We start from the raw sequence: 24834 nt of genomic DNA, 5'->3' as shown, positions 1-24834 counted from the left end.
CAGAGCTTTCCCTGTGACGTTTTGTGCGGGGGTTCCGGGGGACCAACGTCATTCCGGGCGATGCGGAGCACCGAGCCCGGAAATCTCGAGATTCCGGGTTCGGTCCTGCGGACCGCCCCGGAATGACAGCGGAGAATGGAGTGTTACATCGTCTGAACGACCGCGCTGCGCGACTTCGGCGCCTTCGCGATCTCAAGCAGCACGGTGGACTGTCCCGTCAGTGCAGCCAGCACGAGGCCCACCATGTGCGCCAGCCGCTCGTCCTTGGCCTTCTTGTCCAAGAGATCGCGGCCGAAGATCACGCTGAGCGTCGCCGAGTTGGAGAGGTAGAAGAAGCTGAGCGCCGCGATCGAGATGTAGAGCTGCACCGGATCGACCGCGACCTGGAAGTCGCCGGATTCGACGCCGCGCCGCACCACGGTGCGGATCATCTCGACGAAGGGCGAATGCATCGACTTGACCTTGGTCGATTTCTTCAGGTGCTTGGCGCGCGCGAGGTTCTCGGTCTGGAGCAGCGACAGGAATTCCGGATTGCGCAGGAAGTAATTCCAGGTGAACTCGATCAGCCGCCTGATCGCCTCGGGCGGATCGAGATGCTCGAGATCGAGCCCCCGCTCCTCGCTGCGGATCTTGTCATAGGCGCCTTCGAGCACCGCCAGGTAGAGCTCGTCCTTGTTGCCGACGTGGTAGTACAGCATGCGCTTGTTGGCGCCGGCCTTGGCCGCGATGCGGTCGACCCGCGCGCCGGCGAGACCATGGGCGGAAAATTCCTGCTTGGCGGCTTCGAGAATGCGCAGCCGCATCCCCTCGGGATCGCGCTGCCATTTCAGAGTTCGCTTTGCCTTCGCCAAACCGGTGCTCGCTGGGTGGTCCATCGCATGTATCACGCGGGAGAGCATTTGAGAACGATCTCGTGCCCGGACGCAGTTTCGTAGGGTGGGCAAAGGCGCACTTGCGCCGTGCCCACGTCTTCTCATCGAGCAGCCAAGACGTGGGCACGCTTCGCTTTGCCCACCCTACGGGACCGCCCTCACTCCACCGGCTTCGGCGAGCGCTCCAGCAACACGGTCTGCACGCCGCAGGTGCCGCTCCGCACCGTCATGATCCGCGTGCCCGGCTTGCGGCCGTTGCGCACTTCGCTGAGGTCGAGGCCGGCCGCGATCAGGCGGGCGCGGGTGGCGTCGATGTCGGCGACGCGCCAGCTCAGGCCCCATAGACGGTCATGCGCGAGGTCGCTGCCGGCGACGGGCCGGCGGACCACCTCGACGATGAGGTCGCCGCAGCGGAAGAACATCAGCTGGCCCCAATCCTGGTGCGAGCGGTCGAGCGCCAGATCGAGGCCGAGCCGCGCGCCGTAGAGTGCGGCGGCCCGTTCGGAATCCTCGGTGGTAACCACGACGTGGTCGAGCGCGTCGATCGGCGCGATGTCGGTGGCGACCGAGAGCGGACGCTCGTCGGCCAGCTCGAGGAAGAACATGCGCACGCCGCGCGTGAGTTCCGTGGCGGCGCGTGTGCGCTTCCAGTGCAGGACGTTACCTGTTTCGGTGTCGCTGCTTTCGACCTCGGTGACCGGATCCGGGTTCAGGGCCACCCGCTCCAGCCGGCGGTGCATCCGGCTCATGTCCGCGACACGGAAGCACAGGCTGGCGAGCATCCCCTCCTGGTCATCGAGCAGCGCCCGCATGCGATCCGCCGTCACGCTGAAGCCGCTCGGCGCCATCAACTCGATCGTCATGTTCGCAAGGGTGAACAGCACGCGATCGGCGCCCTCGCCCGAGTTCTGCCAGGCCGGCGCGCGGGCGAGCAGCGTCTGGTAGGCCGCCTTGGCCGCCCCGATGTCCCTCACCAAAACGACGACGTGATCGAGGCCGGTGATCATTTCTTCTCCCTCTGATCGCCCCTTTCATGGCCCTGGAACCCATGGGCCGAAACACGGCGTTTGTCCGGACTTGGCATTGCCCGGTGATGGTCGTATTCCCAGACCATGCTGACCTCAAGCGCTTCGGGCGGCAGTTTTGCGAATAATTTCAGCGTCCCGCCGGAGCGGAACCGGTGCTACAGTATGCGCACCGGCCGGGACCACAAGCGCATGACGGACAGGCAATGCAGGCTCTCTTCATCGGACAGACCTATATCGACGTCGTCTTCATCACCGACCACATGCCGAGCGGCGACGAAAAGCACGTGGCCTCGGACTACGCCGTCTCCTTCGGCGGCAACGCCGTGACGGCGGCGTTCTGCTGCGCCAAGCTCGGCATCGTGCCGGATCTCATCGCGACGGTGGCCAATGACTGGCTGGGACGCATGTTCCAGGACATGTGCGCGAAATACGCGATCTCGCTGCACGGGCGGAAGGTCAACCAATCCTCGCTCTCCTTCATCATGCCCAAGGACGGCAAGCGCGCCATCGTCCGCTGCCGCGACGACGAGCACATCCATCCCTTTCCGATGCTCAACCTCGGCGGCTGCCGCGCGCTGCATGTCGACGGCCACCAGCCGGATGCGGCGATCCACTACGCCAAGGTCTGCCGCGAGGCCGGCATCCTGACCTCACTCGACGGCGGCGGCCTGCGCACCAACACCCACGAGCTCCTGGAATTCATCGACGTCGCCATCGTCGCCGAGCGCCTGTGCGAGCAGATGGACCTGACGCCCGAGAAGATGCTCGACTACCTCAAGAGCCGCGGCTGCAAGATCGGCGGCGTCACCATGGGCGAGAAGGGCCTCTTCTGGTACGACGAGACCGGAACGGTGCAGGTGATGCCGGCGATGCCGATTCCGCGCGAGCGCGTGATCGACACCAACGGCGCCGGCGACGTCTTCCACGGCGCCTATGTCTATTCCTACCTCGCCCATCCCGGCAAAAGCTGGCGCGAGCACTTTGACTTCGCGCGCGCCGCCTCGACCTTCAAGATCCAGCGCCTCGGCAACGAGGCCGGCCTGCCGACGCTGGTCGACATCGCCAAGGTCAGGCACGAGTTCGAGGTCAGGGTCTAGATTGAGATGGGACGCGTCTTCGTTGCGGGCAGCATCAACATGGATGTGGTGGCGACGGCCGATCGCCATCCGAAGGTCGGCGAGACCGTCGCGGGCCGGCAGGTGCTGTACTTTCCGGGCGGAAAAGGCGCCAACCAAGCCGTGGCAGCGTCACGGCTCGGCGCCGGGACGACGTTGATCGGGCGGCTGGGGAAGGATTCGTTCGGGGCCGAGCTGAGGACCTTCCTCGGCGACCAAGGCATCGATCTCGGCTATGTCGTGGAGACGGCCGAGGCGCACACCGGGACCGCGATCATCACGGTGGCGGAGGCCGATAACACCATCGTCGTCGTTCCCGGGGCGAACGGGCTGGTCGGCGCTGAGGACGTCGAGGTGGTGCCGCTGCTGAAGGGCGACGTCGCGGTCAGCCAGTTCGAGATCCCGCTGCCGACGATTGCTGCATTCTTCGGGCGCGCGCGTGAGGCCGGCGCCGTGACTGTCTTGAACCCTGCGCCGGCGCAGAAGATGCCGGGCGAGCTGCTGGCGCTGGTCGACATCCTCGTGCTGAACGAGACCGAGCTCGGTTTCCTCGGGGACAGCGAGCTGTCGGACGACGATGAGGCCGCAAGGATTATCGACGTCGCGCGAAAACTTCAGGCGCGTCAGGATCAGACCATCTGCGTCACGCTCGGCAAGCGCGGCGTGCTTGCGCTTGCCGGGCGCGAGGAGATCACCGTGCCGGGGCGCGCCGTGAAGGCGATCGACACCACCGGCGCCGGCGACTGCTTTGTCGGCGCGCTCGCCGCGCAACTTGCCGACGATGTGCCTTTGCGCGCCGCCCTTACCTTCGCCAATGCCGCCGCCTCGATCAGCGTGCAGCGGATGGGCGCGGGGCCGTCGATGCCGACGGCCGCGGAGGTCAAGGCTGTTCTCGGTGCCTCTTGATTACGCCAGCGCGCTCTTCAGGTCGAAGCTTTCGTCCGCGGCCTGCTCCGGCGTGATCGAGCGGTCCATGGCCTGCAGGCGGCGGCCGAACATGTGATCGCCGGCGCGGTTGATCGATTCGATGCCGAGCAGCCTGTCGCCCTTGTAGCAGAAGGCCGAAAACGCCTTGTTCGCGGGGCTGCCGCGCAGCACGACGCGGTCATAGCCGGTGGTCAGCCCTGCGATCTGGAGCTTGTCGTCGCCCTGGTCGCTCCAGAACCAGGGATGGCCGTCATAAGGCTTCTTGTCGCCGGTCAGCCGCGCCGCGAGGCAGCGGGCATGATCGGTTGCGTTCTGCACCGATTCCAGCCGCAGCGATCCGCCGAAGCGCGGGCTTGCGAACAGCGCGCAATCGCCGATCGCGGAGATGGCTGGATCGGCCGTCGCAAGATATTCGTCGACGATGATGCCGGCGGCGACCGGAAGCCCCGCCTCGGCCGCGAGCTCGATGTTCGGCAGCACGCCGACGCCGACCACGACGAGGTCGGCAGGCAGATGCCGTCCGTCGCTCAGGGAGACGCCGGTGACCTTGCCGCCCTCCGCCTCGATCGAGGTCGCCTGGACGCCGAGGTGGATGCGGATGCCGGCCTCGCGATGACGCTCTTGAAAATACTCCGACACCTCCGCCGTCACCGCCCGCGCCATCACACGCGGGGCGAGCTCGAGCACATCGACCTCGAGGCCCTTGATCCGCGCGGTGGCGGCGAATTCGAGGCCGATGAAGCCGGCGCCGATGATCACGGCGCGCGTCTTCGAAGGCATGATCGCCCGCAGCGCCTCGCTCTCGTCGAGGATGCGCAGATATTTCACGTCGGGCAGGTTGGCGTTGGGCAGATCGAGCAGCCGGTTGCGCGCGCCGGTCGCCAGCACGAGATGGCCGTAGCCAAGCGTTTCGCCGGAGGCCAGATGCACTTTGTGCCCGGCGCGGTCGATCGAGGCCGCGCGGCCGGCGATCAGCTCGATGTTCTGGTCGTGGTAGAACTTCTCGGGGCGGAACATCAGGCTCTCGGGACCGGCCGAGCCCTTGATGTAAGCCTTGGACAGCGGCGGCCGCTGATAGGGCAGATGCGCCTCGTCGTTGATCAGGCAGACGCGGCCGGAAAAGCCGGCCTGGCGCAGCGATGCCGCGACCTGGTAGCCGCCATGGCCGGCACCGACGATGATCACCGGACCGTCGCTCATTCGACAGCCCACTTCCCGAAGACACGAGCGCGACCCATGCCATCTCCTCTCGCTGATTCTGGTTGCTGACCTTACGAGGAGCCGGCGCTCGTGTCCGTCCCTTGGAAAAGGCCTGCCCATTTGAGCCTATCGTTTGGCCCAGTGCAAGAGCAGCAGGCGGGGATTGTCACCTCTCGGCTTCTGCGATTTAGTTGCAGCAATCACCTCATGCCGGGGATTTCAAGAATGCCAGCTCCCGTTTCAAAGCCCGACGATCCCGCCCTGCTGCGGATCGACGGCCCGATCGCGACCATCACGCTCAACCGCCCTGCCGCATACAACTCGATCAACCTTGCGATTGCGCAGAAGCTCGAGCAGCTCGCGGCCTATATCGAGGGCGACGACGCCATCAAGGTCCTGGTGATCGAAGGCGAAGGCCGCGCCTTCTCGGCCGGCGGCGATCTGCAGACGATCGGGGCGGCCGCCGAGGCCGGCACCGTGACGCCGGTCGTCGGCGAGCTCCTGAAGCACTATCATGCCTTCATCGAGATCGTCAGGCGCATGCCGAAGATCTCGCTGTCGAGCGTGCACGGCTCGGCCGCCGGTGCCGGCATGGGCCTCGCCTTCGTCACCGATCTCTGCATCGCCGCCGACGACGCCAAGTTCACGCCAGCCTATGCCAAGATCGGCGTGTCGCCGGACGGCGGCTCCACGGTCGGCATCGTCGGCACTGTCGGATCGCGGCGGGCGCTGCAGATCTTCCTGTCCGAGGACAATTTCACCGCGCAGCAGGCCTATCAATGGGGCCTGGTCGCCAAGGTCGTTGCCGCCGCGGAGCTGAAGGCGGCGACGCGACAGCTTGCCGAGCGTCTGGCGCAGAACCCGCCGGCTGCGATCGCCGGCACCAAGCAGCTGGTCTATCAGGCCGCGACCACGCCGGTGAAGCAGCAGCTCGATGCCGAGGAGCACAAGATCATCATGGCGATGAACACCGAGGACTTCCGCACCGCCGTGAAAAAATTCACCAGCAAGGGCAAGTAGCGCCGCGCTCGCTCAACCCTTCGCAGGGCCGGTCCTCTGCATGAAGTCGAAATCGCAGCCCTCGTCGGCCTGCATGATGGTCTCGTTGAACAGCCAGGCGTAGCCGCGGCGTGCTTCCTCCGGCGCAGCAATCGGCTTCAAGGCGGCGCGGCGCCGCTCCAGCTCGGCCGCATCGACCAGCAGCTCGATGCTGCGCCTGGCGACGTCCAGGCTGATCATGTCGCCGTTCTGCACCAGGGCGAGCGGCCCGCCCACGGCGGATTCCGGAGTGATGTGCAGCACGATGGTGCCGAACGCGGTGCCGCTCATGCGCGCATCCGAGATGCGGACCATGTCCTTGGTACCGCCGCGCGCGAGCTTCTTCGGGATCGGCAGATAGCCGGCCTCCGGCATGCCCGGTGCCCCCTTCGGGCCGGCATTGCGCAGCACCAGCACGTCTTCGGCGGTGACATCGAGATCGGGATCGTCGACCCGCAAGGTCATGTCCTCGACGGATTCGAACACTACCGCGCGCCCGGTATGCTTGAGCAGCTTCGGGCTCGCCGCCGATTGCTTGATCACCGCGCCGCGCGGCGCGAGGTTGCCGTGCAGCACGGCAAGGCCGCCCTCCTTCTTGATCGGATTGTCGCGCGAGCGGATCGCGTCCTGGCCGGGCACGTCTTCCGCATGCGCCACGACATCACGCAGCGTCTGGCCGGAGATCGTCCTGGCATCGAGATCGACGAGGTCGCCGAGCTGCGCCAGCAGCTTCGGCACGCCGCCGGCGTGATGGAAATGCTCCATATAGTGCTCGCCGGACGGCTTGAGATCGACCAGCACCGGCACCTCGCGGCCGATCCGGTCGAACGCTTCGAGGTCGAGCCGGTGCGGCGAGCGATGCGCCATCGCGGTCAGATGGATCAGGCCGTTGGTCGAGCCGCCGATCGCCTGCAGCACCACCTGCGCATTCCTGAACGAGGCCGGGGTCAGCAGCTCGCTCGGCTTCGGCCCCTTGGTCTTGGCCATCTCGGCGGCAACCCGCCCGCTCGCCTCGGCGAGACGGAAGCGCTCGGCATGCGGCGCCGGAATCGTCGCGCTCATCGGCAGCGACAGGCCCATGGCTTCGATCATGCAGGCCATGGTCGAGGCCGTGCCCATCACCATGCAGGTGCCGACCGACGGCGCCAGACGCCCGTTCACCGCCTCGATCTCGAAATCGTCCATCTCGCCGGCGCGATATTTCGCCCAGAGACGGCGGCAATCGGTGCAGGCGCCCAGCACCTCGCCCTTGTGATGGCCGACCACCATGGGGCCGACCGGAATCACCACGGTCGGCAAGTCGGCGCTGATCGCCGCCATCACCTGCGCCGGCAGCGTCTTGTCGCAGCCGCCGATCACGATCACCGAATCCATCGGCTGGGCGCGGATCATCTCCTCGGTATCCATTGCCATCAGGTTGCGCAGATACATCGAGGTCGGATGCGCAAAGCTCTCGGCGATCGAGATGGTCGGAAACACGAACGGCATCGCACCGGACAGCATCACACCGCGCTTGGCGGCTTCGATGATCTGCGGAACGTTGCCGTGGCAGGGATTGTAGTCGCTATAGGTGTTGGTGATGCCGACGATCGGGCGCTCCAGCGCGTCGTCGGAATAGCCCATCGCCTTGATGAACGCCTTGCGCAGGAACAGCGAGAAGCCGGCGTCGCCATAGCTCGTCAAACCCTTGCGCAAGCCACTCGTCATCAGGTCGCTCCTTCAGCTTTGAAGTCGTGGTAAGGCCGGCCCCCTGATTGTCAATAAGCCGGGTTGCAGGCCTGAGAGTTGGTGGCCGGGCGCCCTCCCGCAGGCGAGCATCTCACGGCCCGTCGCCGTTTCAACTGCAAGGTGATCCTGCATCGGGTTTGCCGTCTCGACGCTCCCCAACCAGCGCGGAGTGCTGCCAGTTTTCCAGCTTCTCGGGCACCGTTCGTGGAACTCCAACGCGCACGCAGCTGAACATCGTGGACCCACCAGCACCCGTGCGCCACTACCAGACTTCTTACTCTCCAGCCTTCGACACGCGGTTCTGGCCTCGAACGCAACTAAGAACGATTAGCAAGTAGTTGCATTCCCGGTCATTCTATGGGATCCTTTTGCGAATGACTTGCAATCGCAGGGGGCTTGTGCGCGAACCCAGAACCCCTGCGTCGATCGGTCCCTTGGTTTGCGCAGGTTGGTGGATTGTCGTGGTGAGAAGATCGAGCTTCCCGGGCGCATTGGCGGCGGCGACCATCGTCGGTCATCTGGCGAGTTGTGTCTCCGCCTCCGCTGATGAGGGCGCACGCGGCCTCGCATATGCGGCTCCGTGGCCCGGCTCCGCGCCCGGCCTCGGCGCCAACAAGCTGGCGGGCGGCCTGCCGTCGGCCCACGCGGAGATCGACACCGAGCACATTTTCGGCTTCAGCATGGGCTCCGACATCGGCAAGCCCGGCGATATCGAGATCGAGTTCGAGAATGTCGGTGCGTTCGGCAAGCGCTCCGGCAGCTACGCGGCCTGGGCCAATCTCAATCAGGTCAAGTACACGGTCTCGGACAATTTCCGGATCGCACCCGGGTTTGCACTGAGCGGACAGCGCATCAACGGCGTTCCGGGACTTGCCGATCATTCGGACGTCTCTTTCGGCGGCGCCGCGCTCGAACTGCGCTACAAGCTGCTCGATCGCACCGTCGCGCCCTTCGGGCTGACCCTCCACGCACAGCCCGGCTGGAGCCGGATCGACGACGCCAGCGGCCTGCATATCCAGCAATATGGCGCGGAGTTTGCCGCGCTATTCGATCGCGAGCTGGTCAAGGACAGGCTGTTTGCGGCGTTCAACGTCTGGTTCGGGACCGGCGGAACCCGCGAGATCGCCACCAATCTTTGGCGACACGATTCCGAGATGCAGCTCCAGGCAGCGATCTCGTACGCGGTGCAGCCCGAACTCGTGCTTGGCCTCGGCGTACGCTACGCGCGGGCCTATGACGGCGGCGCACTCGACCGCTTCCTCGGCGATGCCGTGTTCGCCGGCCCGACCTTCTCCTACAGCATCTCGAAGGAAGTCGGCATCTCCGGGACATGGCAGATGCAGGTTGCAGGCAAGGCGATCGGCGACAATCGCAGTCTCAACCTGGAGCAGTTCGAACGGCACCAGGCACTGTTGCGCCTCAACTTGCATTTTTGATGTCGGGCTGCACGAACGGCGTGGACGGTCGCTAGGCAGCGCGTCCGCTCGTTCGGATATCAGCCTCGCGCCGCAAAGCCGCGCATTCAGCCCCGTACTTCCGCGAGCCGAGTTCGCTTGCCAGGAGCTGGGCTGCGTGGATTTCCGCCGAAGCGCCTCGAACGTCATCATGCGCCAATTGCAGCTTCGCGATGCGGAGCCTCAGCCTAACGGCCTGCACTCGCCCGTCGATGCTCGACCATAGCTGCCGGGCCAGATGAAGATGCCGCAGCGCAGAGTCGTAGTCGTCTCGCGCATGGGCGAGGATCGATTGCGCCTCGTTCGTCAATGCCCGAATCGACGGCATCGGCCATCGGTCGGGACTTCCGGAGAGTTCTTCGATCAGCTCGAGGGCCTGCTCATGGCGACCTGTATGCGCGGCGGCGAGCGCCAAATGTGCAAATAGAATCCCTCGCCTCTGCAAGGTCCACCAGGTCTTTCCGATCAAGCTACGTTCGAGACTGGCATAGGCGGCCTCCGCCTCGCCACGTTCCAGCAAGAGCATGGCCCGGCCGGGCTCAGGGCACCAGCCGAAAGCATAGGCCTTTTCATAGGCTTCGAGAGCGGCGTCGTCGTTGCCGATCGCAGCATGGATGTCAGCCAGCACGCGATTGGCATCGCCGATCGCCCATGGAGCATCAGTGGTGAGCCGTGCCAGCGAATCTTGAATGCGCGACAATGCTTCACCAAGCGAGCCTCTGACGCCGAGAACTTCGGACCGATGGAGCTGGCACGAGCCGGTCAATTCCATCCCGCTCTCGGTGCAATATTTCTGGTAGCCCAGCGTCCACTGGTCGGCTCTCGCCCAATCTCCGAACATCCGCGCAGCCCACAGGATGTTGCAGTAGAGGATGCCTCCGATGATCGGATCGATATCGCCGCTGGAGAGCGCCATCGCGGCGGCAAGGTCCTGATCCGCCAGTCCTGCGCGAGTATCTCCCAGACACAACCGGTAGAACCCGCGATAGGCAAGACTCAGCGCCTCGATGCCAACAGCGTCCTTGTGACGGACCGTGCTGTAGGCAACATCGGCAAGCGAAAGCGCCTGTTCAGGCTCGCCGTCGAACGCGGCGACCTTCGACTTCATCCAAAGTGTCAACGCAGTCGTGGCCGGGTTTTCGATCTCGGAGGCCCAATCCTCAGCACGGGCCAGCCAGCCCTTGGCAATCGCCGCCTGGCCGCGCTCGAAGTGTAAGCCGGAGAGTGTGACGGCGTCGACGACAGCCGGCGGCACTTTGCCGGCCCTGATATGGGCGGCAACCGCGCGAGCCAAAACAGGAACGGCTGCATCGGCCTTGCCGGTGCACTGCAGAGCCAGCGCCCACTGGTGCAAGTCGGCGCCATCGAGGGAATCGGCGATATCGGCCGTCTCGAACAGCGCCGCGGCCTCGCTCCAGACCTGTGCGGCAGCAGCGCTTCGCGCTTGTGCTCGCACGTCCGCGGCTTGCCCGTCCGTCGTACCAGGAGCGGCAACCTGCAGCTCCGATGGGCCTTCGATGCAGAAACGATATCCTCTGCCCGGCATATTCCGGATGGCGCTGTCCATGCCGCCCTTGCGCAGCACACCGCGCAGCATGCTCACCGCTCGCTGCAGCGAGTTGTCCGTGACCGTTACGTCAGGCCAGAGAGCCTCGAGCAGTTCGTCCTTGGTGACGACCCGATCCCGGTTGCGCATCAGGTAGACCAGCAGATCGAACACACGCGGCTGCAACGCGACTTCCTTCTGCGCGTGCATCAGCGCACGGCCCGCTTCATCCAGCTCGAAGGGTCCAAACCTGAGGGTCATATCGTTGAGTCCGGGCCAGGCGGAAAAGGTTCAGACAAGGATCAGGCAATGATCAGGCCGCAGTAAGGACGGTCAGCACCGGCCACGCCTATAGCTCCTCACGGCCTCGGGTTGCTCTCGACCCGCAGGCAACAACCCTGAGGAGCTATTGATGGAACTCTATGTCATTCGCCGCCCAAGCGCTTGGGCGAACCTGAGTGAACTGGAAGCCGCCGGCGCGAAGTCCGCGCGGATCGGCAACGAGCAAATGTCTGACCGCGTCCGCTGGATCCGCAGCTATGTGGTCCATGAGGCGGACGGCCGCATCGGCACCTTCTGCATCTACGAGGCGCGCGATGGGGATTCGATCCGCGAGCATGCGCGGCGCGTCGGCATGCCCGGCGAGGAATTCTACAAGGTCGGCACCACCGTGGTCGTTCGCGGCGATCCCATCCAGCAGACGGCGGCTGCCGAATAGATCAACGCGGGCGCCGTCCTCGACTCGTGATTCCGTGAAAGGATTAGGAAATGTCCATTCAGTCTCAGGCGCCGCCCGCACTGAGCCTCCCGCGGCGATATCTCGCCAGCATCCCGCTGCGGCTTCGCCGGCTCATCAATCGGTCGGTCGCAAGCATGCTGGCGAACCGCGAGAAAGCCGCAATGCAGTTCGCCAAGGGTTGCAACGGCACCACGGCCAGCGATGGCAGCCCGGTTCGAGACACGCATCACCATCAGAGGATTTGATCCCAGCAACCGTTTCAATTCGAGGAAATAGTCATGAGTTCTTTTTCCCAATCCGACGCTTCCGAAGCCAAGGCCTCCGATCTCAGGAATATCAGGCCTGGAAATTTCAAGTTCAGAACCGCCGCGCTGGCGATCGGCACGACCGGTGCCGTCCTGATCTCGCTTGCTCTGGCGTCGGCTGCAACGACGTTCGACGATCATCGCACCGAAGGCGTGAGTGGCAGCGCAACGGTCCAAAAAAGCCCCGGCAGATGCAAGGCCGCGACGGTTCCGACAACCTTTGCAATGTGACGAAGGCAGCAGTGGTACGCCCACTGATCAGCCATTGAATCCTTCACTACGAAACTGGAAACTCTATCATGTCCATCACCATGCATAACGGACCTGTTCAGACCGCAAGCTCGCTGGCGGCACGAAGCTTCGTGCTCGGCTACGGCGTGCTCGCTTATCTCGTCTTCTTCGTGACCTTTCTCTACGCCGTCGGTTTCATTGCGCAGCTCGTCGTGCCCAAGACAATCGACAGCGGCGCGACCGGCTCGACCGGACAGGCCCTTATGATCGACCTCGCGCTGATGTCGCTGTTCGCCGTCCAGCACAGCGGCATGGCGCGGCAGGGCTTCAAGAAGCTGTTCGCCGCCTTCGCCTCGCCCGCGATCGAGCGGAGCACCTACGTGCTGCTGGCGAGCCTGAGCCTGATCCTGCTGTTCTGGCAGTGGCGTCCCGTCACGCCCATCGTTTGGGAGTTCGAGACGCCGATTGCTGTTTACGCCACCGTCGCCAGCAGCTTCGCCGGCTGGCTCATCGTGCTGTACAGCACGTTCCTGATCAGCCATTTCGAACTGTTCGGGCTAACGCAAGTCATCAGCCACTTCGCGGGACGGCTTGCCGAGCCGATGAAGTTCCGGACGCCGGGCCTCTACCGCCTGATCCGGCATCCCATCTATCTCGGCTTCATCATCGCGTTCTGGTCGACGCCCACCATGACGCTCGGTCACCTGCTGTTCGCGACGGTGACGACGGCCTACATCTTCGTCGGGATCTGGCTGGAGGAGCGCGACCTGGTCGCTCTGTTCGGAGATCAGTACCGCCACTACCGGGAGAGGGTGGCGATGTTGATTCCGGGCCTATTCTGATCCCGGCGCGAGCGTAGGGTTTGAGCGGCCGAGCAAGGCTTCGGCCGCTCAAAACCATGCCGAGCGCGCTTCTCTAACGCTTCGTCCAATCGATGATCCGGCTGGGGTCAGCATCGAACTCCATGCTGCAGAACGTGCCGCCCTGGAAGTAATCGCCGACCGGATCCGGCTTCAGCTTGGCCTGCTCCGCCATGGCGTGCTCGCGGAAATCCTCGGCGCGTCCGGTGGGGCGATAGCCGAATTCGTAGGCGCGGTGGTTGTCCCACCAGGCGCGCTCGTTGAAGGAGGCCCCATAGAATATCTCGAAATGGATGTCGGGATGCTCGAGCCCGATGCGGCAGAGCTGCACGAGGTCGTCGGGCTTGAGCCAGATCGAGAGCCGGCGCTGGTCGAGCGGCATGTCGCCGAAATTGCCGATGCGCAGACACGTCACCTTCATCCCGTGCTTGTCGGCATAGAGCGCGCCGACGGCCTCGCCGAACACCTTGCTGACGCCGTAGCGGCTATCGGGCCGCGCAGTGACGTCGGTGCCGATCCTGTGGTGGCGCGGATAGAAGCCGACGGCGTGGTTCGACGAGGCGAACACCACGCGCTTGACGCCCTTCCGGTAGGCCGCCTCGAACAGATTGTAGCCGCCGATGATGTTGGCCTGGAGGATCTGGTCCCAGCTGCCTTCGACCGAATAGCCGCCGAAATGGAGGATGCCGTCGACGCCCTCGCAGATCGCCTCGCATTGCGCGAGATCGGCGAGGTCCGCCGCCTTGAACTTCTCGTTCGCACCGAGATCCGCGGGCGGCTTGATGTCGGAGAGCAGCAGATCCGGATAGATCGGCGGCAGCAGTTTTCGCAGGCTGGTGCCGATTCCGCCTGAAGCTCCCGTCATCAAAATACGCGGCATGTCTTCCTCGCCTGTGGTGTCCGAATTGCGGTCAGGTGTCTCCAATGATAGCAGGATTGTCCAGAGGGAACGAAACGAGAGAACCGACATGAATGAGGCATCGTCCCACACCCAGGAACGGCCGGGCTGGCGGCCGGCGAGCTACTATCCCGATCCGGCCATCCACGCGCTCGATCCCCGCTTCGAGAAATACTGGCTGAAACTGTCGGCGGTGGAGCGGCTCACGACCGGCCTGCGCTGGGCCGAAGGACCGGTGTGGTTCGGCGACGGGCGCTATCTCCTCTGCAGCGACATCCCCAACCAGCGCATCATCAAATGGGAGGAGGAGACCGGCGCCGTCAGCGTATTCCGCAAGCCCTCGAACTTCGCCAACGGCAACACGCGCGATCGCCAGGGCCGGCTCGTCACCTGCGAGCACGGCGGACGGCGCGTGGTGCGCACCGAATATGACGGCAGCATCACGGTGCTGATGGATCAATTCAACGGCAAGCAGCTGAACTCGCCGAACGATGTCGTCGTCAAATCGGACGGCTCGATCTGGTTCACCGATCCGACCTTCGGCCTGCTCGGCAATTACGAGGGCTACAAGGCCGAGCCCGAGATCGAGCCGAACGTCTACCGGCTCGATCCGGCAACCGGAAAGGCGACCATCGTCGCCGAGGGCGTGCTCGGGCCGAACGGGCTGTGCTTCTCGCCGGACGAGACAATCCTCTACGTCGTGGAATCGCGCGGCGTACCGAACCGCAAGATCCTCGCCTATGACGTCTCGGCCGACGGCACTGCGATCTCGAACAAGCGCGTCCACATCGATGCCGGTCCCGGCACGCCCGACGGCATGCGCTGCGACATCGACGGCAACCTCTGGTGCGGCTGGGGCATGGGCGATCCCGAGCTCGACGGCGTCGTGGTGTTCGCGCCCGACGGCGTCATGATCGGCCGCATCGCGCTGCCCGAGCGCTGCGCCAACGTCTGCTTCGGCGGGCTCAAGCGCAACCGCCTGTTCATGGCGGCAAGCCAGTCGATCTACGCGCTGTACGTGAATACGCAGGGCGCTGTGGGAGGATAGGCTCCACAGCGCGCCCACGACCTACCGCCCCTACCCCTTCTTCTCCTGAGCCGCTGCGGTCTGCTTGACGAGCGCCTCTTCGAAGGCCTTCTCCAGCGATGCCGCATAGACCTTGAACTCGCCGGGATCGACGAACGGATTGGGTCCGCCGCCGGCGAGCTTGGCGCGCTTCTCGGCCATCTTATACATCTCGGGATGAGGAGCCAGCAGGATGTCGACCTTGATGTCCTTGGCACGCGCAAAGGTCTTGCGATAGTCGTCAACGATGCCGGAATAGGTCGGGCTGCCGACAAGCCGGTTCAGCGCGACCGTGCCGCTGCAGAAGATCAGCACGGAGCGTGTTGCATCGCCATCCTTCACCGAGAATGCCCAGCTGGTGCAGCCCGGCGAATGGCCGGGCGTCTCGCGCGCCGTTAGCGTAACGCTGCCGATCGCAACGGTATCGCCCTCACGCACCGTTCGGTCCACTTTCACCGGCGGAAAGTCGAGCGCCTTCTCCTCCTGCGCACCCGGATAATAGCCGCCTTCGAGCAAGGGCTTGTCGGCCTCGCCCGCAACCATCTGCGCGCCGCTCGCCTGCTTCAACTCGGCTAGGCCGCCAGTGTGGTCGATATGGGCGTGGGTATTGATGAGATACTTGATGTCGCTGACCTTGAAGCCGAGCTTCTCGATGCTCGTCCTGATCTGCGACGTCGATTCCGGCATCACGGTATCGACCAGAATATGCCCCTGGGGCGATGTGATCAGGTAGGACGCCAGTCCGTTGGTGCCGACATAGTAGACGTTGTCGATGATCTTGAACGGCTCGGTCGGTTCGTTCCATTTCGCCCTGAGCGTGTTGAGCAGATCCTTCACCGTCTGGGCCTGCGCAGCGCCTGACAGCGGCAGCAGCGCAACGAATGCGATGATTAATTTTCTCACGTTCCGTCCCTTTGCTTTTCTTGATTTGACGGGCTGTTGTCGCAGTGAAGCGGCCGGTCCCTGAGCAAAGAATGCCGGCTTCCTTTGGAAGCCGGCATTCCCTGTAGTGCTAGCGCCGTATGAACTACGCCGCGTTGAAGCCCGCGACGGCCTTCACTTCGAGGAAGTCCTCGAGGCCGAACTTGCCCCACTCGCGGCCGTTGCCCGACTGCTTGTAGCCGCCGAACGGCGCGGTGCGGTCGTTGGGCACACCCTGAAGATTGACGTTTCCGGCGCGGATCTGGCGGCCGACGCGCTTGGCGTCCTCGACCGAGGGACCGTAGACGTAGCCGGCGAGACCATAGGGCGTGTCGTTGGCGATCTTGACAGCGTCGGCTTCGTCCTTGGCGCCGATGATGGTCAGCACCGGTCCGAAGATCTCTTCGCGCGCGATCGTCATGTCGGGCGTGACGTCGGCGAAGATTGTCGGACGGACATAGAAGCCCTTGTTGACGCCCTCGGGCAGGCCCGGGCCGCCGGCGACGAGCGTTGCGCCCTCGTCGATGCCCTTCTTGATCAGGCCCTGGATCTTGTCCCACTGGCCACGGTTGACGACCGGGCCGATGGTGGTGCCTTCGGCGCGGGGATCGCCCGCCTTGGTCTTGTCGGCGACGGCCTTCGCGATCGCGGCGACTTCCTTCATCTTGGACAGCGGCACGATCATGCGCGAGGGCGCGTTGCAGGACTGGCCGGAATTGTTGAACATGTGCATCACGCCGCCGGTCACCGCCTTGGTGAGGTCGGCACCTTCGAGGATGACGTTCGGCGACTTGCCGCCGAGCTCCTGGCTGACGCGCTTCACGGTCGGCGCCGCGCGCTTGGCGACGTCGATGCCGGCGCGGGTCGAGCCGGTGAAGGAGATCATGTCGATGTCGGGATGCTCGCTCATGGCGGCGCCGACCTCGGGGCCGAGACCGTTGACGAGGTTGAACACGCCCTTGGGCACGCCGGCTTCATGGAGGATTTCCGCGAAGATCAGCGCCGAGGTCGGAGTGAACTCGCTGGGCTTCAGGATCATGGTGCAGCCGGCGGCGAGCGCGGGCGCGACCTTGCAGGCGATCTGGTTCAGCGGCCAGTTCCAGGGCGTGATCATGCCGACCACGCCGATCGGCTCGCGCAGCACCATGGCGGTGCCGACCGGCTCTTCGAAATGATAGTTCTTGAGCACGTCGAGCGTGGTCATGAGATGACCGAGGCCGGCGCCGGCCTGGAGCTTCTCCGCCATCGGCAGCGGCGCGCCCATCTCGTCGGAGACGGCGGCGCCGATCTCCTTGAGGCGGCCCTTGTAGACCTCGATGACCTTGCTGAGCAGCGCGACGCGCTCATCGCGGCTGGTCTGGGAGAAGGTCGCGAAGGCGCGCTTGGCGGCGGCAACCGCCTTGTCCACGTCGGCCTTGGAGCCCAGCGCAACCTCGTACATCGCCTCTTCCGTCGCGGGATTGACCACGGCGGTGGACTTCTTGACGACCGGATCGACCCAGGCGCCGTCGATGTAGAATTGCATGCGATTGACCATCGTTAACCTCTTCTTGGGGGCGTGGAGGGGGCGTTTCGGCCGGCATCCTTGCACGAAAGCGCCGGCAATTGAACCCGCCATATGCGGGCCAGCGTTGCGGCGGACGTAGGTTATATGAGCCGATGGCGGGAACGTGGCAAGCTTCTCTCCGCCGTCATTCCGGGGCGCGACAACGTCGCGAGCCCGGAATCCATTTCGCCACCTGGACTGAGGCCCGATCGATTCCGGGCTCGACGCTTCGCGTCGCCCCGGAATGACAAGGATGGTTACCCCGACTACACCGCCATCTTCCGGTGCAGCACCGGCGCGCCTACGGTGAGGCTTTCGGCCGCATCGATGATGGCGTTGGCGTCGATGCCGTAGTGCCGATAGAGGTCCGCGATGCTGCCGGTCTGGCCGAACTGCTCGACGCCGAGCGCCTCGACGCGATGGCCGCGGACGCCTCCGAGCCAGCCGAGCGCGGCCGGGTGGCCGTCGATCACGGTCACGATGCCGCAGTCGCGCGGCAGCGGCGCCAGCAGTCTCTCGATGTGGCTGAGATGCTGCACGCCGCGCCGGTCGCGGCGCAATTTCCGCGCGGCGGTCCATCCAGCGTGCAGCCGGTCGGCCGAGGTGATCGCGAGCAGGCCGACGTCGCGGCGGCTCTCGCCGACGAAACCGGTGGCCTCGATCGCCTCGGGCGCGACCGCGCCGGTATAGGCGATCACGACTTCGGCATTCGGGCCCGGCTTGCGCAGCCAGTACGCGCCATCGGTGATGCCCTGCTGCAGCTCCGGTGTCATGATCCGCTGCGCCTGCTCGATGCTGCGCGTCGATAACCGCAAATAGACCGAGCCACCCTCGCCCGGCTCGCGCTGCATGTGCTGGAAACCCCACCCCATGATCACGGCGAGCTCATCGACGAAGGCCGGCTCGAACGAGGCGAGCCCATCCTGCGCCATTCCGATCAAGGGCGTCGCGATCGACTGATGTGCGCCGCCCTCGGGCGCGAGCGTGATGCCCGACGGCGTCGCCGCCACCATGAAGCGGGCATCCTGATAACAGGCGTAGTTCAGCGCATCGAGCCCGCGCTCGATGAAGGGATCGTAGAGCGTGCCGACCGGCAAGAGCCGCTCGCCGTTGATCTGGTGCGACAGGCCGAGCGCCGAGAGCATGATGAACAGATTCATCTCGGCGATGCCGAGCTCCAGATGCTGGCCCTTGGGCGAGGCGTCCCAATTGTAGGTGGAGGGAATTTTCTCACTGCGGAATAAGTCAGCCTTCTCGGCGCGCGCAAACAGGCCGCGCCGGTTCACCCAGGGGCCGAGATTGGTCGAAACGGTGACGTCGGGCGAGGTCGTGACGATGCGCCTCGCCAGCTCGCTGTCGCTGCGCGCGATCTCGTTGAGCACGAGGCCAAAACCCTGCTGAGTCGACATCTGCGGCGACGGCTTGAAGGCAACTTGCTGCGGCACCTCGACGACCGGCGCATTCAGCCGGCGACCGTCCTGATTGAACGGCACCTGCGCGAGGAAAGCTTCCAGCTCCGCCGCATCCTGCGTCAGCCCCTCATACTTGTCCCATTCATGGCCCGGCCGGATGTTCTGGCTGTCTCGATATTTCTCCATCTGCGCGACCGTCATCAGGCCGGCATGGTTGTCCTTGTGGCCCTGGAACGGCAGGCCGACGCCCTTGATGGTGTAGGCGATGAAGCAGACCGGACGGTCGTGGTCGATGGAGTCGAACGCCTCCAGCATGCTCGCCATGTCGTGGCCGCCGAGATTCGACATCAGTGCCAAGAGCTCGTCGTCGCTGCGCTTGTCGATCAGCTTGGTGATCTGGCCCTGGTCGCCGATCTCGTCATGCAGATGCTTGCGAAAGGCCGCGCCGCCCTGGAAGCACAACGCCGCATAGAGCGCGTTCGGGCAATTGTCGATCCAGCGCTTCAAGGCTTCGCCGCCGGGCTCGGCAAAGGCCTCGCGCATCAGGCGGCCGTATTTCACGATCACCACGTCCCATCCGAAATTGCGGAACATGGTCTCGAACTTTTCCCACAGCCCCTCGCGCACGACGGCATCGAGCGACTGGCGGTTATAGTCGACCACCCACCAGGTGTTGCGCAGGCCGTGCTTCCAACCTTCGGCCAACGCCTCCCAGATATTGCCCTCGTCCATCTCGGCGTCGCCGACCAGGGCAATCATGCGACCTTCGCGGCGATCCTTCATCCAGCCGTGCGCCTTGACGTAGTCCTGCACCAGCGAAGAAAACAGCGTCTGGGCGACGCCGAGGCCGACCGAGCCGGTGGAGAAATCGACGTCGTCGACGTCCTTGGTGCGCGAGGGATAGGACTGCGCGCCCTTGAAGCTGCGAAAGTTCTCCAGCTTCTCGCGGCTCTGCCGGCCGAACAGATATTGGATGGCGTGGAACACCGGGCTCGCATGCGGCTTCACCGCGACGCGATCCTCCGGGCGCAGCACGTGGAAGTACAGCGCCGACATGATGGTCGCGAGCGAGGCCGAGGAGGCCTGGTGCCCGCCGACCTTGAGGCCGTCCGCATTGGCGCGGATGTGGTTGGCATGGTGGATGGTCCAGGACGACAGCCACAGCGCCTTGCGGCTGAGGGCGGTCAATGTGTCCAGACGGGCGGAATCGACGGGCATGGCGATGCTCCGGAATTTGATCCGCCGATCATACCCCTGCAGAGGTCGCCAAATATCTCAATTTCTTGCGGTACATCTGACTAAATTGGGATAATTTCCCACAATACCGCCAGAGCTGCAGGTTTCATCCCAATGCCAGACCTCGACACCATCGACCGCAAGATTCTCGCCCTGCTCCAGGCCGACAGCCGCATGACCATGCAGGAACTCGCCGACAGGGTCGGCCTGTCGGTCTCGCCCTGCCATCGCCGGGTCAAGCTATTGGAGGAGCGCGGCGTCATCTCGCGCTATGTCGCGACCGTGGACCAGAAGGCGCTCGGCCTGCACGTCAGCGTCTTCATCTCGATCAAGCTGGCGCGGCAGAAGGAGGAGGACCTCAACCGCTTCGCCCGCGCGATCTCGAAATGGGACGAGGTTCTGGAATGCTATCTGATGACCGGCAATCGCGACTATCTCCTGCGCGTCGTCGCCGCCGACCTCGCCTCCTACGAGACCTTCCTGAAGACCAAGCTGACCCGTCTCGATGGCATCGCCTCGATCGAATCGAGCTTTGCGCTGAGCCAGGTGAAGTATTCGATCGCGCTGCCGGTGTGAGCTGCGTCAGCGGGGTCGCACGTTGTCACATGGTCGCAACAAACCCCGCCGATGGTCGTTGTGACTGGTATTCGAGCCGAGAGAAGCACCCATGACCGCAGCCGATCGCAAATCCGAGATCTCCAAGCGCGCCCGCATCATCCAGGAAATGGCCGACGATCTCGACGAGGAACTGGAGATGGAGCTGGATGATGCCCGTCTCGACGAGCTCCTCGACGAGACCGGAACGCTGAAACCGGCGGTCGATCGCAGGCTCTATTTCCGGGAACTCCTTCGTCTCCAGGGCGAGTTGATCAAGCTCCAGGACTGGGTGCAGAGCGAGAGGAAGAAGGTCGTGGTGCTGTTCGAGGGCCGCGACGCCGCCGGCAAGGGCGGCGTCATCAAGCGCAACCCAGCGCCTCAATCCCCGCATCTGCCGCGTCGCGGCGCTTCCGGCGCCGAACGAGCGCGAGCGCACGCAATGGTATTTCCAGCGCTACGTCGCGCACCTGCCGGCCGGCGGCGAGATCGTGCTGTTCGATCGCAGCTGGTACAACCGCGCCGGCGTCGAGCGCGTGATGGGCTTCTGCTCGGAGGACGAATATCAGGAGTTCTTCAAGACAGTGCCGGAGTTCGAGCGCATGCTGATCCGCTCCGGCATCATCCTGGTCAAGTACTGGTTCTCGATCACCGATGACGAGCAGCAGTTCCGCTTCACCATGCGCATCAAGGATCCCCTGAAGCAGTGGAAGCTGAGCCCGATGGACGTCGAATCCCGTAGTCGCTGGGAGGCGTACACCAAGGCCAAGGAGACGATGCTGGAGCACACGCATCTGCCGGATAGCCCGTGGTGGATCGTCGATGCCGTGGACAAGAAGCGCGCCCGGCTCAACTGCATCGCACATCTATTGACTCAGATCCCGTACCAGGAGGTCGTGCGGGCTCCGGTGACGCTGCCCCCGCGCGTGCGCAACCCCGATTATCAGCGCGGGCCGGTCCCGCCGGAAATGTACGTGCCGGCGAAATATTGAGACCACTACCGCCACGGCTGAACGATGATCTTGGTGTGCGCTTCGGGATTGGCAAGGTCGGCGAACGCCTTTGCGACGCCATCGAGGCCGACCTCGGCCGTCACCATGGCGGCGGCGTCGACCTGCCCTTCGGCGATCAGGCGCAGTGAGCTTGCGAACTCCTCCGGCGTGTAGCCGAGCACGTATTGGACGTTCAGCTCCTTCATGATGCCGAGCATCGGCTCGTTTCTGTCGCTCTCCATGCAGACGCCGACCACGACAATCCTGGCATCGCGCGGCGCGCCCTCGAACACCTGCTGCAAGAGACCGGGCACGCCGACGCATTCGAAGATGATTGCGGGCTTCAGCGCGGGCAGCATCGCCTGGAGCGGCGGCCGTGTCGCCTTCTCCGCGTCCGACATCTGGGCGTGCTCGGCCCAGGTCGCATAGGGCTGCGACGCCCTGGGATCGACGACGACATCGGCGCCGAGCCTGGCTGCGAGCGCGCGCCGCGCCGGCGAATAATCGGCGGCGACGATGGGATGCAGTCCCCTCAGCTTCAGCGCGGCGATCACCGCAAGCCCGACCGGGCCGCAGCCGATCACCAGCGGCACCTCGCCGCCACGGATATTGGCTTTCGCCACGGCGTGGACGCCGACGGCAAGCGGCTCGGTCAGCGCGGCATGTTCCGGCGCCAGACCATTGGGCACTTCGAGCAGCAGCGCTTCGCTGAGCAGCATCGCCTCGGCATAACCGCCGATATTGTCGTTGGAATAGCCGATGCCTTCGATCCCCCCAGGCGTCAGCAGCGCCGGCAGCGAGCAGACGCGCGTGCCTGGCTTGAGCTTGCGTGCGGTGCCGGCTCCGTAGTCGACGATCTCGCAGCAGAACTCGTGGCCGAACACGACGTCGCGGGAGAGGTCCATCGGCTTGCGGCCGGTCTTTTGCGCCATCTCCGCCAAGCGATGGGCGTGCTGGCGCGCGTGCAGGTCGGAGCCGCAGATGCCGCAGGCGAGCGTCTTGACCAGCACCTGGCCGGGGCCAGGCCTGGGCTCGGCCATCTCCCCAACGACAATCTCACCGTTCCTGAAAATCGCCGCGCGCATCCGGCTCCTCCCGTTTTCGTTGGCGCCATTGATAGCACGAAGCGGAAGCTGCGAACTTGCGTCAGGGGTTCGGGGAACGCTCTTCCAAGACCAGCAGCTGGGCGCGCCGGACCCGCTCGCGATGGGCGATGTAAAGGCCGCTGGCGACGATGAAGGCGGCGCCGACGACGGTCCAGACGTCAGGGACCTCGCCGAAGATGAAGAAGCCCAAAATGCTGACCCAGAGCAGCTGCGTGTAGGAGAACGGCGCCAGTACCGAGGCATCGCCGTAGCGATAGGCCAGCACGATGATCCACTGGCCGACGGTCGAAGCAACGCCGATCACGATGCCGAGGCCGATTGCCGTCCAGCTCGGCGTGACCCAGACGAACGGCACCATGACGCTGAGGATCGCAACGCCGGTCAGCGCGGAATAGGCCATGGTGGTGAGCACCGCTTCGCGGCCGCTCATCATCCGTGTCAGGATCAGCGCGGCGGCCCAGCAGAATGCCGAGATGAGCGGGAAGAATGCGGCGGCATGAAACGCGCTCGTGCCCGGCCGCAGGATGATCAAGACGCCCGTCAGGCCGATCGCGGTCGCGATCCAGCGGCGCATGCCGACCTTCTCGCTGAGGAAAATGATCGACAGCGCGGTGACGAACAGCGGCGAGACGAAGCCGGTCGCTGAGGCCTCGGCGATGGGCAGAAATGCAAGACCGGTGATGAAGAACAGCGAGGAGCCGAGCAGTGCGGCGCCGCGCATCAATTGCAGGCCGAGCCGCTCCGTGCGCATCGCATGCAGCGGCGAGCCCGGCAGCATCACCGGCGTGAACAGCAGCGCGAACGTGACGAAGCGAATCCAGGTGATCTCGATCGAGGGCAGGCTGGTCGACAGATATTTCGCGGTGACGTCGGAGCAGCCCAGGAAGATCGTGGAGAGCAACACCAGCGCGATGCCCTTGAAGGGATGATCGACGCGCGCAGGCGCGCGGCGGGCCTTCTGCTTCTTCTCCGGCACGGGCATGGGAATAGTGTCGAGCCTTGCGGCTGCGGCGGGCGGCGGTGTCACGGCAGGAACCCGGGCAAATGCGAATCGAGGAACGGTTGTAAAAAACGCCAAATGCGCCGTGTTCACAACTTCCGAAAACAGGATGCCGATATGCGCGAGCCGCCGCGCGCGTCAATGCTCCGTTAATAATGGGCGTTTGTGCACTACAGCATGGGCAGGCTGCGCGGCTTCGGCCCGCGCGGAAACGCCGCATCGAGCGCTGCAATCTCGTCCGTCGTCAGCACGAGGTCGCCGGCCGCCGCATTCTCGCCGGCATGTTCCGCCGATGACGCCTTCGGAATCGCGAACACCGTAGTCGCACGGGTCAGGAAGCTCAGCGCGACCTGACGCGGCGTCGCGCGACGCGCCTCTGCGATGCGCGCCAGCACGGCGCCGCCCTTGCTGCGCGCATCCGGGAAATCATCGTGGCCGAAGGGGGAATAGGCAACCACCGCGACGCCATGCCTCTCGCACCAGGGGATCACCGCATGCTCGATCGCGCGTTCCTTCAGATGATAGAGCACCTGATTGCAGGCGATCCGGCCTTTCCCGGAGACTTCGAGAATCTCGTCGAGGTCGTCGGCGTCGAAATTGGAAACGCCCCATGACTTGATCTTGCCTGCTTGCACCAGCTCCTCGAACGCGGCCACCGTATCCTGCAGCGGATAGGAACCGCGCCAATGCAGGAGGTAGCAGTCGAGGCGGTCGGTCTTGAGGCGCTTCAGCGAGCGCTCGCAGGCAGTGATGGTTCCGTGGCGCGAGCGTTGCTCGGCAGCACCTTGGAGACGAGGAACACCTCGTCGCGACGTCCCGCGATGGCATCGGCAATGACGAGCTCGGCATCGCCATACATCTCGGCGGTGTCGATATGCGTCATGCCGAGATCGAGCCCGCGCTGAAGCGCAGCGATCGCGCGTTTGCGGTCGCCGTGGTCGAGATACCAGGTGCCCTGCCCGATGACGGAAACGTCGGCGCCGGTTCGGCCGAAAGGTTTTGCGTTCATGCTCGCTCCGC

At 64.7% G+C, this 24834-nt stretch carries 21 protein-coding genes and 2 pseudogenes; 11 read left to right on the top strand and 12 right to left on the bottom strand.

Annotation, left to right across the window (positions count from 1 at the left end; all coding sequences use genetic code 11):
• Positions 1-143 precede the first annotated feature (143 nt).
• Both WI560_RS08875 and WI560_RS08870 read right to left on the bottom strand, forming a co-directional pair.
• Positions 144-851 carry a TetR family transcriptional regulator gene (locus WI560_RS08875; protein WP_375307683.1) on the bottom strand — a complete coding sequence of 236 codons (708 nt, stop codon included), beginning with the start codon at positions 849-851 and terminating at the stop codon, positions 144-146.
• A gap of 179 nt (positions 852-1030) precedes the next feature.
• Entirely contained in the window at positions 1031-1879 is an 849-nt protein-coding gene (locus WI560_RS08870) for a VOC family protein (RefSeq protein WP_375307682.1), read from the bottom strand.
• 224 nt (positions 1880-2103) lie between these two features.
• On the opposite strand from WI560_RS08870, the gene WI560_RS08865 reads away from it, so the two are divergent.
• Positions 2104-2997, top strand: a complete 894-nt coding sequence (locus WI560_RS08865) for a sugar kinase (RefSeq protein WP_257177331.1) — start codon at positions 2104-2106, stop codon at positions 2995-2997.
• Between the two features lie 6 nt (positions 2998-3003).
• A complete protein-coding gene (locus WI560_RS08860) occupies positions 3004-3921 on the top strand; it encodes a ribokinase (protein ID WP_375307681.1) in 918 nt (305 codons plus the stop codon).
• On the opposite strand, the gene WI560_RS08855 is transcribed toward WI560_RS08860, so the two are convergent.
• Positions 3922-5142: an NAD(P)/FAD-dependent oxidoreductase gene (locus WI560_RS08855; RefSeq protein WP_375307680.1), complete on the bottom strand. Its 1221-nt coding sequence runs from the start codon at positions 5140-5142 to the stop codon at positions 3922-3924.
• A 225-nt stretch (positions 5143-5367) separates the two neighbouring features.
• Here WI560_RS08855 and WI560_RS08850 point away from each other — a divergent pair, with 225 nt between their 5' ends.
• A complete protein-coding gene (locus tag WI560_RS08850; RefSeq protein ID WP_375307679.1) occupies positions 5368-6162 on the top strand; it encodes an enoyl-CoA hydratase/isomerase family protein in 795 nt (264 codons plus the stop codon).
• Positions 6163-6174: 12 nt separating this feature from the next.
• On the opposite strand, the gene WI560_RS08845 is transcribed toward WI560_RS08850, so the two are convergent.
• A complete protein-coding gene (locus WI560_RS08845) occupies positions 6175-7887 on the bottom strand; it encodes an IlvD/Edd family dehydratase (protein ID WP_375307678.1) in 1713 nt (570 codons plus the stop codon).
• Between the two features lie 485 nt (positions 7888-8372).
• Here WI560_RS08845 and WI560_RS08840 point away from each other — a divergent pair, with 485 nt between their 5' ends.
• Positions 8373-9344: a hypothetical protein gene (locus WI560_RS08840; protein WP_375307677.1), complete on the top strand. Its 972-nt coding sequence runs from the start codon at positions 8373-8375 to the stop codon at positions 9342-9344.
• A 31-nt stretch (positions 9345-9375) separates the two neighbouring features.
• Here WI560_RS08840 and WI560_RS08835 read toward each other — a convergent pair whose 3' ends face one another.
• Positions 9376-11169 (bottom strand): winged helix-turn-helix domain-containing protein, encoded by a 1794-nt coding sequence (locus WI560_RS08835; protein ID WP_375307676.1) that lies wholly within the window; start codon positions 11167-11169, stop codon positions 9376-9378.
• A 151-nt stretch (positions 11170-11320) separates the two neighbouring features.
• Between WI560_RS08835 and WI560_RS08830 the strand changes: the two genes are divergently transcribed.
• From WI560_RS08830 to mddA, 4 genes are all read left to right on the top strand, one after another.
• On the top strand, positions 11321-11626 hold the full coding sequence (locus WI560_RS08830; protein ID WP_375307675.1) for a nickel-binding protein: 306 nt from the start codon (positions 11321-11323) through the stop codon (positions 11624-11626).
• A gap of 50 nt (positions 11627-11676) precedes the next feature.
• A complete protein-coding gene (locus WI560_RS08825) occupies positions 11677-11892 on the top strand; it encodes a hypothetical protein (RefSeq protein ID WP_375307674.1) in 216 nt (71 codons plus the stop codon).
• Positions 11893-11925: 33 nt separating this feature from the next.
• The gene (locus tag WI560_RS08820) at positions 11926-12183 is read left to right on the top strand and encodes a hypothetical protein (protein ID WP_375307673.1); all 258 of its coding nucleotides are present in this window, start codon (positions 11926-11928) and stop codon (positions 12181-12183) included.
• Positions 12184-12251: 68 nt separating this feature from the next.
• Complete coding sequence (gene mddA, locus WI560_RS08815; protein WP_375307672.1) at positions 12252-13025, top strand: methanethiol S-methyltransferase; 774 nt, start codon at positions 12252-12254, stop codon at positions 13023-13025.
• A 73-nt stretch (positions 13026-13098) separates the two neighbouring features.
• Here mddA and WI560_RS08810 read toward each other — a convergent pair whose 3' ends face one another.
• Positions 13099-13923, bottom strand: a complete 825-nt coding sequence (locus tag WI560_RS08810) for an NAD-dependent epimerase/dehydratase family protein (protein WP_375307671.1) — start codon at positions 13921-13923, stop codon at positions 13099-13101.
• Positions 13924-14011: 88 nt separating this feature from the next.
• Here WI560_RS08810 and WI560_RS08805 point away from each other — a divergent pair, with 88 nt between their 5' ends.
• Positions 14012-14989: an SMP-30/gluconolactonase/LRE family protein gene (locus WI560_RS08805; RefSeq protein WP_375307670.1), complete on the top strand. Its 978-nt coding sequence runs from the start codon at positions 14012-14014 to the stop codon at positions 14987-14989.
• A gap of 30 nt (positions 14990-15019) precedes the next feature.
• Here WI560_RS08805 and bla read toward each other — a convergent pair whose 3' ends face one another.
• The 3 genes from bla to WI560_RS08790 all read right to left on the bottom strand — a co-directional run bounded on the left by bla (position 15020) and on the right by WI560_RS08790 (position 20104).
• The gene (gene bla / locus WI560_RS08800; protein ID WP_375307669.1) at positions 15020-15910 is read right to left on the bottom strand and encodes a subclass B3 metallo-beta-lactamase; all 891 of its coding nucleotides are present in this window, start codon (positions 15908-15910) and stop codon (positions 15020-15022) included.
• A gap of 124 nt (positions 15911-16034) precedes the next feature.
• Entirely contained in the window at positions 16035-17465 is a 1431-nt protein-coding gene (locus WI560_RS08795) for an aldehyde dehydrogenase family protein (RefSeq protein WP_028135169.1), read from the bottom strand.
• Positions 17466-17740: 275 nt separating this feature from the next.
• Positions 17741-20104 carry a transketolase gene (locus WI560_RS08790; RefSeq protein WP_375307668.1) on the bottom strand — a complete coding sequence of 788 codons (2364 nt, stop codon included), beginning with the start codon at positions 20102-20104 and terminating at the stop codon, positions 17741-17743.
• 132 nt (positions 20105-20236) lie between these two features.
• On the opposite strand from WI560_RS08790, the gene WI560_RS08785 reads away from it, so the two are divergent.
• Positions 20237-20698: an Lrp/AsnC family transcriptional regulator gene (locus WI560_RS08785; RefSeq protein WP_375307667.1), complete on the top strand. Its 462-nt coding sequence runs from the start codon at positions 20237-20239 to the stop codon at positions 20696-20698.
• 91 nt (positions 20699-20789) lie between these two features.
• A pseudogene (gene ppk2, locus WI560_RS08780) lies at positions 20790-21708 on the top strand (polyphosphate kinase 2).
• A gap of 5 nt (positions 21709-21713) precedes the next feature.
• On the opposite strand, the gene WI560_RS08775 reads toward ppk2, so the two are convergent.
• The 3 genes and pseudogenes from WI560_RS08775 to WI560_RS08765 form a co-directional block, all read right to left on the bottom strand.
• Positions 21714-22793, bottom strand: a complete 1080-nt coding sequence (locus tag WI560_RS08775; protein WP_375307666.1) for a zinc-binding dehydrogenase — start codon at positions 22791-22793, stop codon at positions 21714-21716.
• 61 nt (positions 22794-22854) lie between these two features.
• On the bottom strand, positions 22855-23796 hold the full coding sequence (locus WI560_RS08770) for a DMT family transporter (protein ID WP_375308801.1): 942 nt from the start codon (positions 23794-23796) through the stop codon (positions 22855-22857).
• Positions 23797-23984: 188 nt separating this feature from the next.
• Positions 23985-24823 (bottom strand): annotated as a pseudogene (locus WI560_RS08765) (aldo/keto reductase).
• Between the last annotated feature and the right edge of the window lie 11 nt (positions 24824-24834).

The sequence above is a fragment of the Bradyrhizobium sp. A11 genome, from assembly GCF_042077125.1.
GTDB classification, from domain to species: domain Bacteria; phylum Pseudomonadota; class Alphaproteobacteria; order Rhizobiales; family Xanthobacteraceae; genus Bradyrhizobium; species Bradyrhizobium japonicum_B.
The sequence above is the reverse complement of the archived record's forward strand: the minus strand, read 5'-3'. Positions and strand labels throughout refer to the sequence as shown.